This is a genomic window from Christiangramia forsetii KT0803 (assembly GCF_000060345.1).
In the GTDB taxonomy this organism is placed as follows: domain Bacteria; phylum Bacteroidota; class Bacteroidia; order Flavobacteriales; family Flavobacteriaceae; genus Christiangramia; species Christiangramia forsetii.
Genome location: NC_008571.1, coordinates 2536281 through 2550249, shown reverse-complemented (window position 1 = coordinate 2550249; position 13969 = coordinate 2536281). Strand labels below are relative to the sequence as shown.

Sequence of the window (13969 nt, the reverse complement as noted above, 5' to 3'; positions counted from 1 at the left end):
TTTACTTTTTACTAAAATTAAAAAACAACTCTTTTCCCTGTCTTGGATTTATAGAATTGTAGCACCTTTCAAAAGTATTAATTTTGAAATACGGGCTAAAATACGCCAAATATTCCTCTTTACTACCGCCAAAAGGAGGTCCGTCCGGCGTGAGTGGAAAATCAAACAGGACTCCACTTATTTTACCATTCACTTTAAGTAGTTCAAAAACTTTTTTAGCGTAGTTTTCTCTAAAATTAACGGGCAGCGCACAAAAGAAAGTTTGTTCCAGGATTAAGTCAAATTGATCTTTCAATTCAAAAAAATCACGATTTAGGATCTGAGATTCAGGAAATTCTGGTAGTCTCTTTTTAAAGTTCTCAATGGGCTCTTTTGCGATATCACAAATCCAGATGTTTTTAAATCCTTTTTCAAAAAGATATTCTGCTTCATAAGAATTCCCGGCACCGGGAATGAGAATTTTAAGTTCCTTTTTGTGAAGATGGTCAATATACTCTTTCAGAGGAGTAGAGATATTTCCAATATCCCAACCGGTATTGCCTTTTTGATATCGTAGTGACCAGAAATCCTTATTCATTCTCTTTGTCTGGTTTTTCTTTTATATTTTTTTCAACTTCATCTCCTGCATTATCGAACCAGTCATCAATATCTCGTCGATCTTTCTTAGTGGGTCTTCCGGTCCCTTTTTTGCGATAATAATCTTTTGAGTATTTAAGCAGTTCTAACTTTTCAAATGCTTCTTTTGGGGTAATATCATGTAGGTATAAATTGACAAGTTTTGCTCCTACACGACTTTTAGGAAGGTCTAGAATTTCAATTTCATAATTAATCTGGTTCTTACGCACCCTCAATTTGTCTCCTGGGAACACATCTTTAGATGGTTTTAAAATTTCATCTTCAAGCCTTACTTTGCCTTGTTTACAAGCATTCGTAGCGATGCTTCTGGTCTTAAAATATCGTACACACCATAAAAATTTATCAACTCTCATAATTTGACCTCTAAATCAGCGTTCAATATTGAACAAAAGTACAAGATTATTGTATCTTGCGGCTCCAAAATAGAATTCTGATGAGAATAAACAAACTTTTACTGATTTGCCTTACGGCTTTTCTTGTTTTTTCATGTGATAATGATGACGACAATACTACTGAGGTTGTTCCACCTAGAGATAGAGGTGAAGTGGCCATTGAAGATGATCAGGCTTTGATCGATTATCTTTCCACGCACTTTTATAACTATGAAGAATTTGAAAGTCAACCTGAAGATTTTGTATTGAAATTTGATACGATTTCAGGAGTTAATTCTGATAAAACTCCCATAATAGATTCGGATAAATTAATAACAAGAACTGTAAATTTTCAAGGGGTTGATCAGCAATTATATATTTTAAGAGTAAGAGAGGGTGAGGGCGAGAGACCTAAATTTTCTGATTCAACTTATGTTACTTACCAGGGTGAATTATTGAATGAAAATATTTTTGATAGCCGATTAGTAACTCCAATTTGGTTTGATCTTTCGGGATATGTAGTAAGAAATTCCAACGGACAATTAAGCGGAGTAGGAACAAATCTAAGCAAAGGATTTGCGGAAGGCTTATTAGAGTTCAAATCTGCCACTGGTTTTGAAGTTAATTCAGATAATACGATAAATTGGAATGGTGATTATGGTATTGGAGCGATTTTTATGCCTTCTGGATTGGCGTATTTTTCCTCTCCTTTAGAGGATATTCCTGCATATTCACCACTAATTTTTAAGGTTAATATGTTTAGGGTGAATGAAGCTGATCATGACTCTGATGGAATTCCTTCTTTTATGGAAGACCTGGATGGTGATGGAGACCTTTTTAATGATGATACAGATGGTGACGGACTCCCAAATCATTCAGATGCAGATGATGATGGTGATGGCACTCTAACGATAGATGAGATTGTTGTAAATGAAGATGGTAGTATCACCTTTACTGATTCTAATAGTGATGGCACACCAGATTATTTAGATCCTGATACTTTTAAATAATAAAGACTTAGAAATTTAGCATAAAAAAAGCCGGCAATTAATTGTCGGCTTTTTTTATTTCAAAAGAATGGTGTATTCTGTTTTTTATTTATAGTTCGGTTGTAACGCTGAATTCCAGGGTCTTAAGTTACCATCTTGACAATATTTTTATAAGATTCTGAAACAAATTCAGAATGACTTGTGATTTTATCATACTGTGCGGATATACAAAAATATATTAGATTTTTATCTCCCTCCTATAGATTGTAGATCCTGGATGCATGCGTCATCTAACGTTGGAATTCCAGAGCCGTCAATTATATTCACAACACCGCTTCCAAACTCTATTGAAGATCTCATAAGACAGCCATCTACAATACAATGACCATCATTTTCAGGATCTTCATGATCTGTAACCGGAGTCGTACCCAAATTAACCAAGCCAAATAAATGGCTGAATTCATGGTTTAAGGTTGCAGCTTCAATAGTAGCTCTATTAGGAGCACCGGTTCTATTGGCGAACTCTCTTATCGTTCTTTCATAAATAACCATCGAGGTGTTTCTAAACGCAGATCCCAGAACAAACTTTTCATTAGTGTCTTTTTCATTACTGCCATCAGCAAAATAAATCCAAACGGCTATTTCATCGCCTACATTATAAGAAGTACGCTCTTCTTTTTCAATATCTACAATTTCTTCAATAGTAAATGGAGCTTTCCCTGAAGAGTTTGCAGATCTTAAATTAATTTTTATCCCATCAGGTTTATAGATTCGTGATTGTAAAAAATTCCGAAAGAGATTAATGCCTTCTTCCGTTGGGCGATTTCCCTCAACATATACTATCTCAATATTTAACGAAGTAAAGGTAGCGTCGTTAAGCAAGTCTGATGCAGAGGAACCAAGGCTTTTTAAGTTAGCCGTACGGTCAATCGATCCATCTCCGGATCGATTTGGACTGTCTTTGGAACAGGACAGTATAAAAGTGGCAGCAAAGAAAAATATAAATAACTTTTTAAATCTAATCATGGTTATAGGTACATTGAGACAAAAATATGAAAAATAGTGATTTAGCGCTGTTTTAGTACGATTAGAAAATTAATATTATTCCTAAACTACTTCATTATAGTAAGGCAGGCCAAATAATCATGATTACTGCCTTTTCTCAAAATTTCACAATGAAAATTATTTGCCCGGGCATATTCTTGTAGAAGATTTGGGTCGATATAAAGCCAGTTAAAACTATCAGCCTTTTGATTTTTATAGCTTATACTGAATTCAAATTCTCCGTAATATTTTTCTGATTCAATGATTTCATCATCGAACAAATAAATGAGGTCTGAAGAATCCAGTAATATGTTACCGTCTTCATTTAATAGTGATTTTGAATGTTCAAAAAAATGCTGAAGATTTTTCAATTGACCAACAATACCAATACCATTCATCAGCATTAGAACGGTATCAAATTTCTCATTCCTTATATTGAAAAAATCTTCATAAGTGGCATTTTCAACCCCTCGCTTCTTTACAATTTCAATGGCTCCTTTAGAGGTGTCTATTGCCTTTACCTGAGAATCTTTTTTGTTTTGAAGATACAAGGCGTGGCTTCCTGCCCCACAGCCGACATCTAACACCTTTCCGTGGCATAATCTGAGGGCTTCCTGTTCAATTTTTGGCATTTCGTCAAAATTTCTGAAAAGATATTCCACGGGGATTATATCATCATCAAAATCTGGAGAATGTACGATGATGTCCGTTTTGTCATTTTCTTTGAAAAATGCTTTGATGGCCGTGCCGAATATATCCTTATTTTTGTCCAATGGAAGAGATTCTAAAGAGTTTACCTGAAAGAGCCAAAGATAAGAAGAAGGAGAATAGAAAGTTCTTTTCTAAGCTAAAGAAAAGGCCACCGAAGAATTTGGATACTCTTATGATTGAACTTCACGAGGATGAATTTTCCAGAACCGATTGCCTAAACTGTGCTAATTGCTGTAAAACTACGGGCCCGCTATTTACTCAAAAGGATATAGAAAGAATTAGTAAGCACTTTAGAATGAAGCCGGGTGAATTTATTGATACCTATTTAAGGCTGGACGAAGAAAATGATTTTGTACTACAACAAGTGCCATGTCCTTTTTTAGGAGAAGATAATTACTGTTCTATTTATGAAAAAAGACCTAAAGCCTGTCGCGAATACCCGCATACAGACAGGAAAGATTTTCATAAGATTTCAAATATTACGATAAGAAATACCGCAGTTTGCCCTGCAGCCTATAATATTGTGGAAGAGATGAAAAGAAGAGTCAATAGTTAGGCTAAGTTATAATCTTATTGGTTGTTTTTAAAGCGTCATTCTGAACTTGTTTCAGAATCTCATAACATAATAAATCAATATTATAAATTGAGACCCTGAAATAAATTCAGGGTGACGAGATAACTATTATGCCAAAAAACGGAAAGTCATTAATTTGAAATTACAAAAGTTACAGCTGTTAAATGCATTCCCACTTATTAATTTTAGAGTTTGTGGTTGATCCTATTGAAGGATAATAGAATTTTTGGGCGAAAAATTTCTTATTGATAAAGTAAGTATTGTTCCCTCTTTTTCTCAAAATCTTCCAGCCCTTCTGCCCAGGATGCTTTTATTTCTTCTGAAGATTTTCCGCTTTCAATTTGTTCTTGAAGCCTTTCTGTTCCTGCCAGTTTTGTAAAAAATGAATTGAAGAATTTAGATTTATCTGAAGTGTTATTGTACGCAGCTATAAGCCATTCAAGATTTAGTTTGTTTAAGTTCTCGGTCTCACGAAGGTTTTTGCCAATGCACATTACACCTGAATGTTTGGGATTTTGGGCACCCTCCATAGATTTAGGCGTGTAGGAATAACTGTAGTATTCATTACTTAAAAAAGGAGAGCCAAATACTTGAAATTGTGAACTTGTTCCCCGACCGGCATTTACATTGGTACCTTCAAAAAAGCATAGGCTGGGATAAAGATTTATGGCTTGGTCGTTGGGTAGGTTTGGAGATGGTTTAACCGGTAAAGAATAATTTTTAGAATGATCATAATTTTTAATTTTCACGATATTCAATTTACATTGAACACCATCTTTAAGCCATTTTTCACCGTTTATCATTTTTGCATATTCTGCAATAGTCAACCCATGAACAACCGGAATAGGATGCATCCCCACAAAACTTTGAAATTTAGGGTTTAAAATGGGGCCGTCTATGTAATGTCCGTTAGGGTTTGGCCTATCCAGAATTAATAAAGGAATATCGTTTTCAGCACAGGCTTCCATGATATAATGTAGCGTTGAGATATAGGTGTAAAATCTTGCTCCAACATCCTGGATATCGAAGACCATTAAGTCTATTCCTTTTAAAACTTCAGAAGATGGTTTCTTGTTCTTTCCATACAAGGAAACTACAAGCAGTCCGGTTTTGGTATCTATCCCGTCCTTTATAATTTCACCCGCATCGGCAGTGCCGCGAAACCCATGTTCGGGAGCGAACACTTTTTTAATTTGAATATTCAGACTTTGCAAAGAATCCACCAGGTGTGTAAAATTGCCTTTTTCTGATTTAATAATAGAAGTCTGGTTTCCTACGATCCCGATCGTTTTATTTTTCAGAAGCGGTAAATATTCCTCCGTTTGATTTGCACCTGTAATAATTTCTAAGTTTGTGTCTTCCTGTTTTTTAGCTTCGGCAATCTCTTCAGCAACTGGATTCGATTGATTGTTGGTGTTTCCGCAGGAAAGAATTCCGATAAGAAAGAATAAAAATGTACTTTTGAGCAACCTCTTAATCATAGGATATTGAATTTCGAATATTTTGTTGTAAAGCGGCTAATCAGCGCTAAAAAATATAAAAGTAGCATATCTGCACCTATTATAAAAATAGCGATCACGGCAATTGCTATTGGGGTTATTGTGATGCTTGTTGCTTTTGCAGCCGGTCTGGGCTTGCAGGAAAAGATAAGAGATAAGATCGCAGCCTTTAACGGGCATATAAATATTTCCAGTTACGATAATAACAGTTCCAAAGTTTCTCTAATTCCGGTTTCCAAAGAACAGGAATTTTATCCCGAATTTACCTCCGTAGATGGGATAAAGCATATTCAGGCAGTGGCTACAAAATTTGGGGTCATAAGGACTGAAGAAGATTTTGAAGGTATTATTGTAAAGGGTGTTGGGGATGATTATAATTGGGAATATTTTGAAGAATTTTTAATTGATGGAAAGCTTCCCGACTTCACAGAAAATTTAAATGATGAGATCTTAATCTCACAATACCTTGCAAACAGGCTTCAGTTAAAAGTTGGAGATAGAGTGCCTACTTATTTTCTTCGGGAAGATAGTGAACGTCCTCTTGCCAGAGGATTCGAAATTACCGGTATCTATGATTCTGGATTTCAGGAATTTGATGAGCTCTATTTGATTGCCGATATAAGGCATATTCAACGTATCAATAAATGGGAAGACGATCAGGTTGGAAATTTTGAAGTTTTCGTAAACGATTTTGATGAACTGGATCAAAAAGGAAATGAAGTTTATGAAAATACCGGTTCTTTTCTGGATACTCAAACGATCAGTCAGAAGTATTACTCCATGTTTGAATGGTTGTCCCTTTTCGACTTTAATATTGCACTAATTATTGGGATTATGATCCTTGTCGCAGGGATCAATATGATTACCGCTTTATTAGTTTTGATCCTGGAACGAACCCAAATGATTGGAATTTTAAAAGGTCTTGGTGCAGGAGACTGGAGCATAAGAAAGATCTTTCTCTATAACGCAGGTTATCTTATTGTACTTGGTCTGTTCTGGGGTAATTTAATTGGAATTGGAATATTAGCGCTTCAGAAATATTTTAAACTAATTCCTTTAGATCCTCGAACATATTATGTGAGCGAAGTTCCAATTTATCTGAATTGGGACTATATTCTCGCGGTGAATTTTGGAACCTTACTTTTATGTATGTTGATGTTGTTAATCCCATCTATTATAATTTCCAAAATATCCCCGGTGAAAGCGATAAAATTCGATTAAACTTTCCTGTAAAAATATAAGCATCTGTAATTCTTGGCATAAGGCTTAAGGATTTTTTACATTTGCATTCTTAAAAATTGAAAATGGAATACGCTGAAAATATATTGGGTACCATAGGGAATACTCCTTTGGTGAAAATGAACAAAATTGTTGAAGAGATAGACGCTCTGGTACTTGCGAAATATGAAACCTTTAATCCCGGAAATTCTGTTAAGGATCGTATGGCGGTGAAAATGGTTGAAGATGCTGAAAAGAAAGGATGGTTAAAACCCGGAGGGACTATTATTGAAGGAACTTCAGGAAATACGGGAATGGGCCTGGCTTTAGTCGCAATCGTAAAGGGATATAAAATGATCTGTGTACTTAGCGACAAGCAAAGTAAAGAGAAAATGGATATTTTACGTGCTGTGGGAAGTGAAGTAATCGTGTGCCCTACAGATGTTGAGCCGGATGATCCCCGTTCTTACTATTCAACTTCAAAAAGACTGGCAGAAGAAACCCCGAATTCGTGGTATGTAAACCAATACGATAACCTTGCAAATCGTGAGGCTCATTATGAAACCACAGGTCCGGAGATCTGGAAACAAACCGATGGTAAAGTAACCCATTTTGTAGTAGGAGTGGGAACCGGTGGAACTATTTCTGGCGTCGGAAAATATTTAAAAGAAAAAAATCCAAATATTAAAGTTTGGGGAATAGATACTTATGGATCTGTATTTAAGAAATATCACGAAACAGGTGTTTTTGATGAAAAAGAGATATATCCATATGTAACAGAAGGTATTGGAGAAGATATCCTGCCAAAAAATGTAGATTTTGATGTTATTGACGGTTTTACCAAAGTAACCGATAAAGATGCAGCAGTATATACTCAAAAACTTTCTAAGGAGGAGGGCTTCTTTCTTGGTAATAGTGCAGGTGCCGCGGCCAAGGGGTTACTTCAGTTGAAAGAGCACTTTACTAAAGATGATGTGGTAGTGGTTCTTTTCCATGATCATGGAAGCAGGTATGTTGGTAAGATGTACAATAATGAGTGGATGAAAAAACAAGGCTATTTAGATTGAATCATTTAAAAGAATGATTTGTATAGCTGGTTTTATTCTATAGTTGTTTCGTTACCCTAAATTTATTTGACTTCGTCGAATCTTCGATTTCAGGATCTCAAATTACCTTATCGATACTTAGTTTTATGAGATTCTGAAGCAATCCCGATAGTTATCGGAACAGAATGACGCTATTTATGATACTTCGCAGATATTCAATAAGAATGATTATAGAAAATGTTTAATCAAACTTAAATTTATATGATAAAGAATTCGTGGTTATTAACCAGTTTATTCTTAATGTTAAGCTTAATTACAAATGCACAGAATGATGTAAAAAATTACTCAGATTTCGAGGTTTCTCTAAAATTGATCAATCCCACCCGGGAGATCAATGACGGGATTGTTAGATTACAGATTCAGGGAGGTGTAGCTCCTTTTAAATATAAATGGAGTAAAAAGGCCACAGCTCTTGATTCTAAGAAATCCAAAGGTCTTATTGAGGGAATGGAGCATACAGTTACAGTAACTGATGCTAACGGGAAGAGTATAGAAGAAAAATTTACTGTACCAGCCACTTCAATTACAGAAGTCTTTAATAGTAAGGTACAGCCTGCAGTAGATTTTTTAGGCGGCGTTCTTTTCTGGGATCCATTTGCTGCCGTAGGAATCTACGACCCCATAGTTTATTCTGATCAAAAAGAAATCCCCATTCCAAATTGGGATGCTACCACCAATAGTATTTACCATCTTAAAGAGTGGCTTGTTGCTGAAGGTGCTTCAGTAGCCGAAGGTGATAAAATAGCCATCGTACAAAGCGAATCTGGAAAAGAACGGGAAGTGTATTCAGATGCTTCTGGGACTATAAATTATCTCGTTCAGGAAGGTGGTGAAATTTTTAATCCGAATGATAAAAGTGATGTAATTGAGCAGAATGCCCATATGATCGCACAGGTAAAGTTTGATAATCCGCAACCTTTACATCATCCAAATGGAGATATAAGAACCAACGCTATTCCTTTTATCGTTATTTGGTTAATTCTGGGTAGTATTTTCTTTACTCTACGGCTTGGATTTGTAAATATCCGCGGATTCAAACACTCCATACAACTCGCAAAAGGGAAATTTGACAATCCTGATGCTCCGGGAACAATTACACATTTCCAGGCGATGGCTACAGCGGTTTCTGCTACAGTTGGGCTTGGTAATATTGCAGGGGTGGCCGTGGCGATCTCCCTAGGTGGAGCAGGTGCTACATTCTGGATGTTTTGTGCCGGTTTTTTCGCGATGTCTCTAAAATTCACCGAATGTACCCTAGGGGTGAAATACCGTGAGATTAAAGAAGATGGCAGGATTTTCGGTGGGCCCATGAATTATCTGCGTTATGGTTTAGAAAAAAGAAATATGAAAGGTCTTGGTAAATTTCTTGCCGGACTATTCGCTGTACTTGGAGTGGGAGCTTCGTTTGGAGGTGGTAATATGATCCAGTCTAACCAGGCTTTTAAAATTGTTTCTGAACAAATCCCTATTTTACAAGGGCATGGTTTTATTTTTGGAGTGATCTTCGCCATTTTAGTAGGAGCGGTGATTCTTGGGGGAATCAACAGTATTGCCCGTGTGACGGGAAAGGTGGTTCCTGTGATGGCAATTATTTATATCCTTGGTTGTGCTGTGGTAATTGGTGTTAATATCGAAAATATTGGCGGAGCATTTTCCGCGATTTATAATGGAGCATTTTCTGCAAGTGCGCTAAAAGGTGGATTTATTGGAGTGCTGATAATTGGTCTTCAGAGAGCTGCTTTCTCCAGTGAGGCCGGGGTTGGTTCTGCTGCGATTGCCCATAGTGCTTCTAAAACAACCAATCCTATCGCAGATGGTTTTACTTCTTTGGTAGAACCTTTTATAGATACGATGGTAGTTTGTACCATGACGGCGCTTGTGCTTATTTTTACTGGAATGCACGAAGTTGGTGGCGGAATGAAAGGAGTTGAATTGACTTCTGATGCCTTCGGAAGTGTGATCTCCTGGTTTCCGGCGGTACTTGCGCTAGCCGTTTTCCTTTTTGCATTTTCTACCATGGTTTCCTGGTCTTACTACGGAATGAGATCCTGGACTTATTTATTTGGACAAAGCAAAAAATCTGAAATTATTTACAAAGTGTTGTTCCTTGTATTTGTAGTAGTTGGAGCATCGGTAAGTCTGGGAGCCGTTTTAAGCTTTTCAGATATGATGATTCTCGCTATGTCGTTCCCGAATATCATCGGTTTATATATTATGTCTTCTGAAGTAAGAGCAGATATGGAGGCTTACTGGCATAGACTTAAAAAAGGGGAGCTTTTTATTAATCCTAAATTTAGGGACGCCGCTTAAAGGGAAAATTTTAAAACTTGTTTTATCAGGTTGAGCGCAGTCGAAACCTTAATTGAAAATTCGACTGCACTCAATTTTTCATTTTAGCCACTTCTATATTCACTCTTCGTATGCTAAGAAAAGGCTAAACTCAAATAATTTATTTCAGAATAGCTTCAAATATCCTATTTTCAGGCTTTAAAAAGATAATTATGAGAAAAATATACTTTCTGTTTTTAAGCCTTATTCTTTTTTCCTGCAGTTCTACGGTAGATAGTGTAAGCAACCCAATGCCCGAAGATCCAAAATATACCTTTCTGGCCCTTGGAGATTCATATACTATTGGGGAAAGTGTTGTAGAAACGCAGCGTTGGCCGGTACAGCTTGCCGAACAACTGAGATCCAGAGGCTATAAAATGGCTGCTCCCAAGATCATAGCGAAGACTGGCTGGACTACTGAAGATCTGTTAAGAGGAATGGAGAATGAATTGAATATTCAGCGGGATTTTGATCTTGTTTCCATTCTTATTGGAGTAAACAATCAATATCAGGGAAAACGTATTACGGAATACGAGGATGATCTTCGAACCATTTTTAATAAAGCTGTGAATCACTCTAAAACCATGGAAAAAGGTGTTTTTGCGGTAAGCATTCCAGACTATGGTTATACCCCTTTTGGTTCAGCCGATCAGGAGGAGATTAGTGCCGAAATAGATAGATTTAACGCTGTCTTTAAAAGAATAGCCGATGAATTTGACGTTCCTTTCTATAATATTACTCCTATTTCAAGAGATGCAGTGAACAATCCAGATTTAGTAGCCAGCGATGGTTTGCATCCAAGCGGATTAATGTACCAATATTGGGTTGACCAAATCGTGAACCAGATTGCTGAAAAACTTCCGGAATAATTTTTTATACGCTAATATTCAATTATTTAAATTGATATATTTAATGTGTGAAAGAGGATTTTTTATATCATTTATGGAAGTTCCAAAAATATGATTCTGAAGATTTAAAAACTTCAGAAAAAGATTATTTAAAAATTTTTAAGCCGGGTATTCAGAATGAATTATCCGGGCCAGATTTTTTCAATGCGAAAATCCAGATAGGCGATCAACTTTGGGCGGGCAATGTGGAAATCCATATAAAATCTTCAGATTGGTACCTACATCGTCATGAAATAGATTCGAACTACGATAATGTAATCCTGCATGTGGTTTGGGAGCATGACGAAGAAATTTACCGCCGCGATAATTCTATAATTCCCACTCTTGTATTAAAAGATAAAGTTGACAAAGGACTTCAGGAATCCTATGAAAATCTTTTGGAGAAAGATCATCTTAAACTCAATTGTGAGAATGATTTTAAAAACTTTTCAGATTTTCAAATGGAGCATTGGCTGGAACGTTTATTTTTTGAACGATTAGAGAGAAAGACAAAATTCATCCTGGACCTTTTAGCTAAAACGGGGAATAATTGGGAGGCGGTCTTATTTACCGTCCTTTCCAGAAGTTTCGGATCGAAGGTTAATGCCGATGCTTTTATGATAATGGCTCAAAGCTTGGATTTTAAAGTGGTTCAAAAATTATCTAATAATCGCTATTCATTAGAAGCACTTTTTCTTGGGCAGGCGAAACTTATAAAGGGGGAAGACCAGTATTCATTAGAGTTGCAAAAAGAATATGATTATTTAAAGCATAAGTTTTCCCTGAAAAACGAATTTCTTCCGTCCCCCGAATTTTTCAGATTACGACCAGATAATTTTCCAAGCATTAGATTAGCACAACTCGCTGCTTTATATTCAGAAAAGAAAAATATATTTCATGAGCTAATGCAGGCAAAAAATATAACTGAAATCAAAGACCTGTTCGATTTGCAAATTTCAGAATACTGGAAATCTCATTATAATTTTGGCAAAACTCATACTACAAAGAATAAAAAACTCACCTCCGCATTTATAGACATTATCATTATAAACTGTATCGTCCCAATTAAACATTGTTATTTTCAGTTTATTGGAGAGGAAAATGAGCAATCTATTCAGGACCTTATTCAATCAATTAAAACAGAAAAGAATTCCGTAGTAAATCTTTATAATGAATTGAGACCAAAAACAGCGACTACAGCTATGCATTCACAGGCATTGTTACAATTAAATAGTGAATATTGTACTTCAAACAAATGTCTACAATGCGAATTGGGCGCCTCTTTATTAAGGAAGTCTCCTAAATACATTTAAATTTGTGCTATGACGACGCTGGTTTCAAACTTTAGATATTATCTTGAAAAGCACGGATTCTATGTTTCTACCCGGCTTGCAGATAAACTTGGGATGCGTGCTAAAAATGTAAGGTTATTCTTTATATATGCTTCATTTTTCACGATGGGAGTTGGCTTCGTGGTATATCTTACCCTGGCGTTCTGGTTGAGATTAAAAGATCTTATTTATACTAAGCGAACTTCGGTTTTCGATTTATGAGAAGACTGGTAGATTCAAAGCTCAAACTGGCTATAGTCTTAATTATTCTGGTATTTATTACCGGAATAATCGGCTTCCGGTTTTTATATGATTATTCGTGGGTAGACGCATTATATATGACGATAATCACCATTAGTACAGTTGGTTATGGTGAAGTTCAGCCAATGGGTGCCTATGGTAAAATTTTCACATCGATATTTATTATTTCCGGACTTTTTATATTTGGTTTTGGTCTTTCAACCATTACAGAGCATATTCTGAATAAAAATAATATTGGTAATCTAAAGCGGAATAAAATGAAAAAGAGAATTGATTCTTTTAAGGATCATATTATTGTTTGCGGTTATGGGCAGAACGGGAAAGAAGCTGTGCAAAAACTGGTAGATTACCGAAAGGATTTTGTGATCATTGACGAAAATGAGGAGGTTTTTCATGGAATTGGCGCTGAAAAACTCAATTATATTGTTGGCAATGCTACTGAAGATGAAGTATTGGAAACAGCAGGAATTGAGAGGGCTTCCACATTGATTTGTACCTTGCCAAGGGATGCAGATAATCTTTTTATCGTATTATCTGCCCGCCAACTTAATAAGGAGCTGAAGATCATAAGTCGGGCTACCGAAGAAAACAGCTATAAAAAGTTAAAACTTGCCGGTGCAGATAATGTGATCATGCCAGATAGGATAGGAGGGAGCCATATGGCGTCTTTAGTGGTGGTTCCAGATCTTGTAGAATTCCTGGATAATCTTTCGGTTTCAGGAAAACACGATAGTATTAATGTGGAACAAATTCCTTTTTCCAAAGTATGTTCAGACGGAAGGGAAAAGACAATTGCAGAGACCGATATTAGAAAAAATACAGGCTGCTCCATTATTGGATATAAATCACCTTTAGGAACGTATGTGGTAAACCCCGAGCCATCCCTGAAATTAGAGAAAAATTCTAAACTTATTATGATTGGGAGACCTGAACAAATAGATAGTTTAAAAAGATTCTATTCGGTATAAAATTTCTAAAAATTAAGCACCGAATATCGTTTATATTTAACAAGAA

The 13969-nt window shown here is 36.0% G+C and carries 14 protein-coding genes; 9 read left to right on the top strand and 5 right to left on the bottom strand.

The annotated features are described in order from the left end of the window. Position 1: 1 nt before the first annotated feature. Positions 2-577: a methyltransferase domain-containing protein gene (locus GFO_RS11340; protein ID WP_011710267.1), complete on the bottom strand. Its 576-nt coding sequence runs from the start codon at positions 575-577 to the stop codon at positions 2-4. Next, positions 570-989: an RNA-binding S4 domain-containing protein gene (locus GFO_RS11335; RefSeq protein WP_011710266.1), complete on the bottom strand. Its 420-nt coding sequence runs from the start codon at positions 987-989 to the stop codon at positions 570-572. Before GFO_RS11335 ends, GFO_RS11340 begins: the two co-directional genes overlap by 8 nt. Positions 990-1069: 80 nt before the next feature. On the opposite strand from GFO_RS11335, the gene GFO_RS11330 reads away from it, so the two are divergent. Then, positions 1070-2017 (top strand): FKBP-type peptidyl-prolyl cis-trans isomerase, encoded by a 948-nt coding sequence (locus GFO_RS11330; RefSeq protein WP_011710265.1) that lies wholly within the window; start codon positions 1070-1072, stop codon positions 2015-2017. Between the two features lie 225 nt (positions 2018-2242). Here GFO_RS11330 and GFO_RS11325 read toward each other — a convergent pair whose 3' ends face one another. Then, entirely contained in the window at positions 2243-3022 is a 780-nt protein-coding gene (locus GFO_RS11325) for a hypothetical protein (protein ID WP_011710264.1), read from the bottom strand. A gap of 86 nt (positions 3023-3108) precedes the next feature. After that, positions 3109-3813: an SAM-dependent methyltransferase gene (locus GFO_RS11320; RefSeq protein WP_011710263.1), complete on the bottom strand. Its 705-nt coding sequence runs from the start codon at positions 3811-3813 to the stop codon at positions 3109-3111. Here GFO_RS11320 and GFO_RS11315 point away from each other — a divergent pair. Then, positions 3813-4307 (top strand): YkgJ family cysteine cluster protein, encoded by a 495-nt coding sequence (locus GFO_RS11315; RefSeq protein WP_011710262.1) that lies wholly within the window; start codon positions 3813-3815, stop codon positions 4305-4307. The genes GFO_RS11320 and GFO_RS11315 overlap by 1 nt on opposite strands. Before the next feature lie 260 nt (positions 4308-4567). Here GFO_RS11315 and GFO_RS11310 read toward each other — a convergent pair whose 3' ends face one another. Then, positions 4568-5806 (bottom strand): exo-beta-N-acetylmuramidase NamZ family protein, encoded by a 1239-nt coding sequence (locus tag GFO_RS11310; RefSeq protein WP_011710261.1) that lies wholly within the window; start codon positions 5804-5806, stop codon positions 4568-4570. A gap of 6 nt (positions 5807-5812) precedes the next feature. Here GFO_RS11310 and GFO_RS11305 point away from each other — a divergent pair, with 6 nt between their 5' ends. From GFO_RS11305 to GFO_RS11275, 7 genes are all read left to right on the top strand, one after another. Beyond that, positions 5813-7045, top strand: coding sequence for an ABC transporter permease (locus GFO_RS11305; protein WP_011710260.1), 1233 nt, complete (start codon positions 5813-5815; stop codon positions 7043-7045). 83 nt (positions 7046-7128) lie between these two features. Continuing rightward, positions 7129-8109, top strand: a complete 981-nt coding sequence (locus GFO_RS11300; protein WP_011710259.1) for a PLP-dependent cysteine synthase family protein — start codon at positions 7129-7131, stop codon at positions 8107-8109. A 240-nt stretch (positions 8110-8349) separates the two neighbouring features. Continuing rightward, positions 8350-10458 carry an amino acid carrier protein gene (locus GFO_RS11295; RefSeq protein ID WP_011710258.1) on the top strand — a complete coding sequence of 703 codons (2109 nt, stop codon included), beginning with the start codon at positions 8350-8352 and terminating at the stop codon, positions 10456-10458. A 191-nt stretch (positions 10459-10649) separates the two neighbouring features. After that, on the top strand, positions 10650-11345 hold the full coding sequence (locus GFO_RS11290; protein ID WP_011710257.1) for an SGNH/GDSL hydrolase family protein: 696 nt from the start codon (positions 10650-10652) through the stop codon (positions 11343-11345). A gap of 47 nt (positions 11346-11392) precedes the next feature. Further along, positions 11393-12676, top strand: a complete 1284-nt coding sequence (locus tag GFO_RS11285; protein WP_011710256.1) for a DUF2851 family protein — start codon at positions 11393-11395, stop codon at positions 12674-12676. A 9-nt stretch (positions 12677-12685) separates the two neighbouring features. Beyond that, positions 12686-12916 (top strand): PspC family transcriptional regulator, encoded by a 231-nt coding sequence (locus GFO_RS11280; protein WP_011710255.1) that lies wholly within the window; start codon positions 12686-12688, stop codon positions 12914-12916. Beyond that, positions 12913-13923, top strand: coding sequence for a potassium channel family protein (locus tag GFO_RS11275; protein ID WP_011710254.1), 1011 nt, complete (start codon positions 12913-12915; stop codon positions 13921-13923). Before GFO_RS11280 ends, GFO_RS11275 begins: the two co-directional genes overlap by 4 nt. Positions 13924-13969: the final 46 nt, after the last annotated feature.

Bases quoted from the DNA above. Each gene is read 5' to 3' on its own strand.
- GFO_RS11340 (WP_011710267.1), bottom strand. From the start codon at position 577: ATGAATAAGGATTTCTGGTCACTACGATATCAAAAAGGCAATACCGGT.
- GFO_RS11275 (WP_011710254.1), top strand. From the start codon at position 12,913: ATGAGAAGACTGGTAGATTCAAAGCTCAAACTGGCTATAGTCTTAATT.
- GFO_RS11330 (WP_011710265.1), top strand. From the start codon at position 1,070: ATGAGAATAAACAAACTTTTACTGATTTGCCTTACGGCTTTTCTTGTT.
- GFO_RS11295 (WP_011710258.1), top strand. From the start codon at position 8,350: ATGATAAAGAATTCGTGGTTATTAACCAGTTTATTCTTAATGTTAAGC.
- GFO_RS11290 (WP_011710257.1), top strand. From the start codon at position 10,650: ATGAGAAAAATATACTTTCTGTTTTTAAGCCTTATTCTTTTTTCCTGC.
- GFO_RS11300 (WP_011710259.1), top strand. From the start codon at position 7,129: ATGGAATACGCTGAAAATATATTGGGTACCATAGGGAATACTCCTTTG.
- GFO_RS11335 (WP_011710266.1), bottom strand. From the start codon at position 989: ATGAGAGTTGATAAATTTTTATGGTGTGTACGATATTTTAAGACCAGA.
- GFO_RS11325 (WP_011710264.1), bottom strand. From the start codon at position 3,022: ATGATTAGATTTAAAAAGTTATTTATATTTTTCTTTGCTGCCACTTTT.
- GFO_RS11315 (WP_011710262.1), top strand. From the start codon at position 3,813: ATGGAAGAGATTCTAAAGAGTTTACCTGAAAGAGCCAAAGATAAGAAG.
- GFO_RS11310 (WP_011710261.1), bottom strand. From the start codon at position 5,806: ATGATTAAGAGGTTGCTCAAAAGTACATTTTTATTCTTTCTTATCGGA.
- GFO_RS11280 (WP_011710255.1), top strand. From the start codon at position 12,686: ATGACGACGCTGGTTTCAAACTTTAGATATTATCTTGAAAAGCACGGA.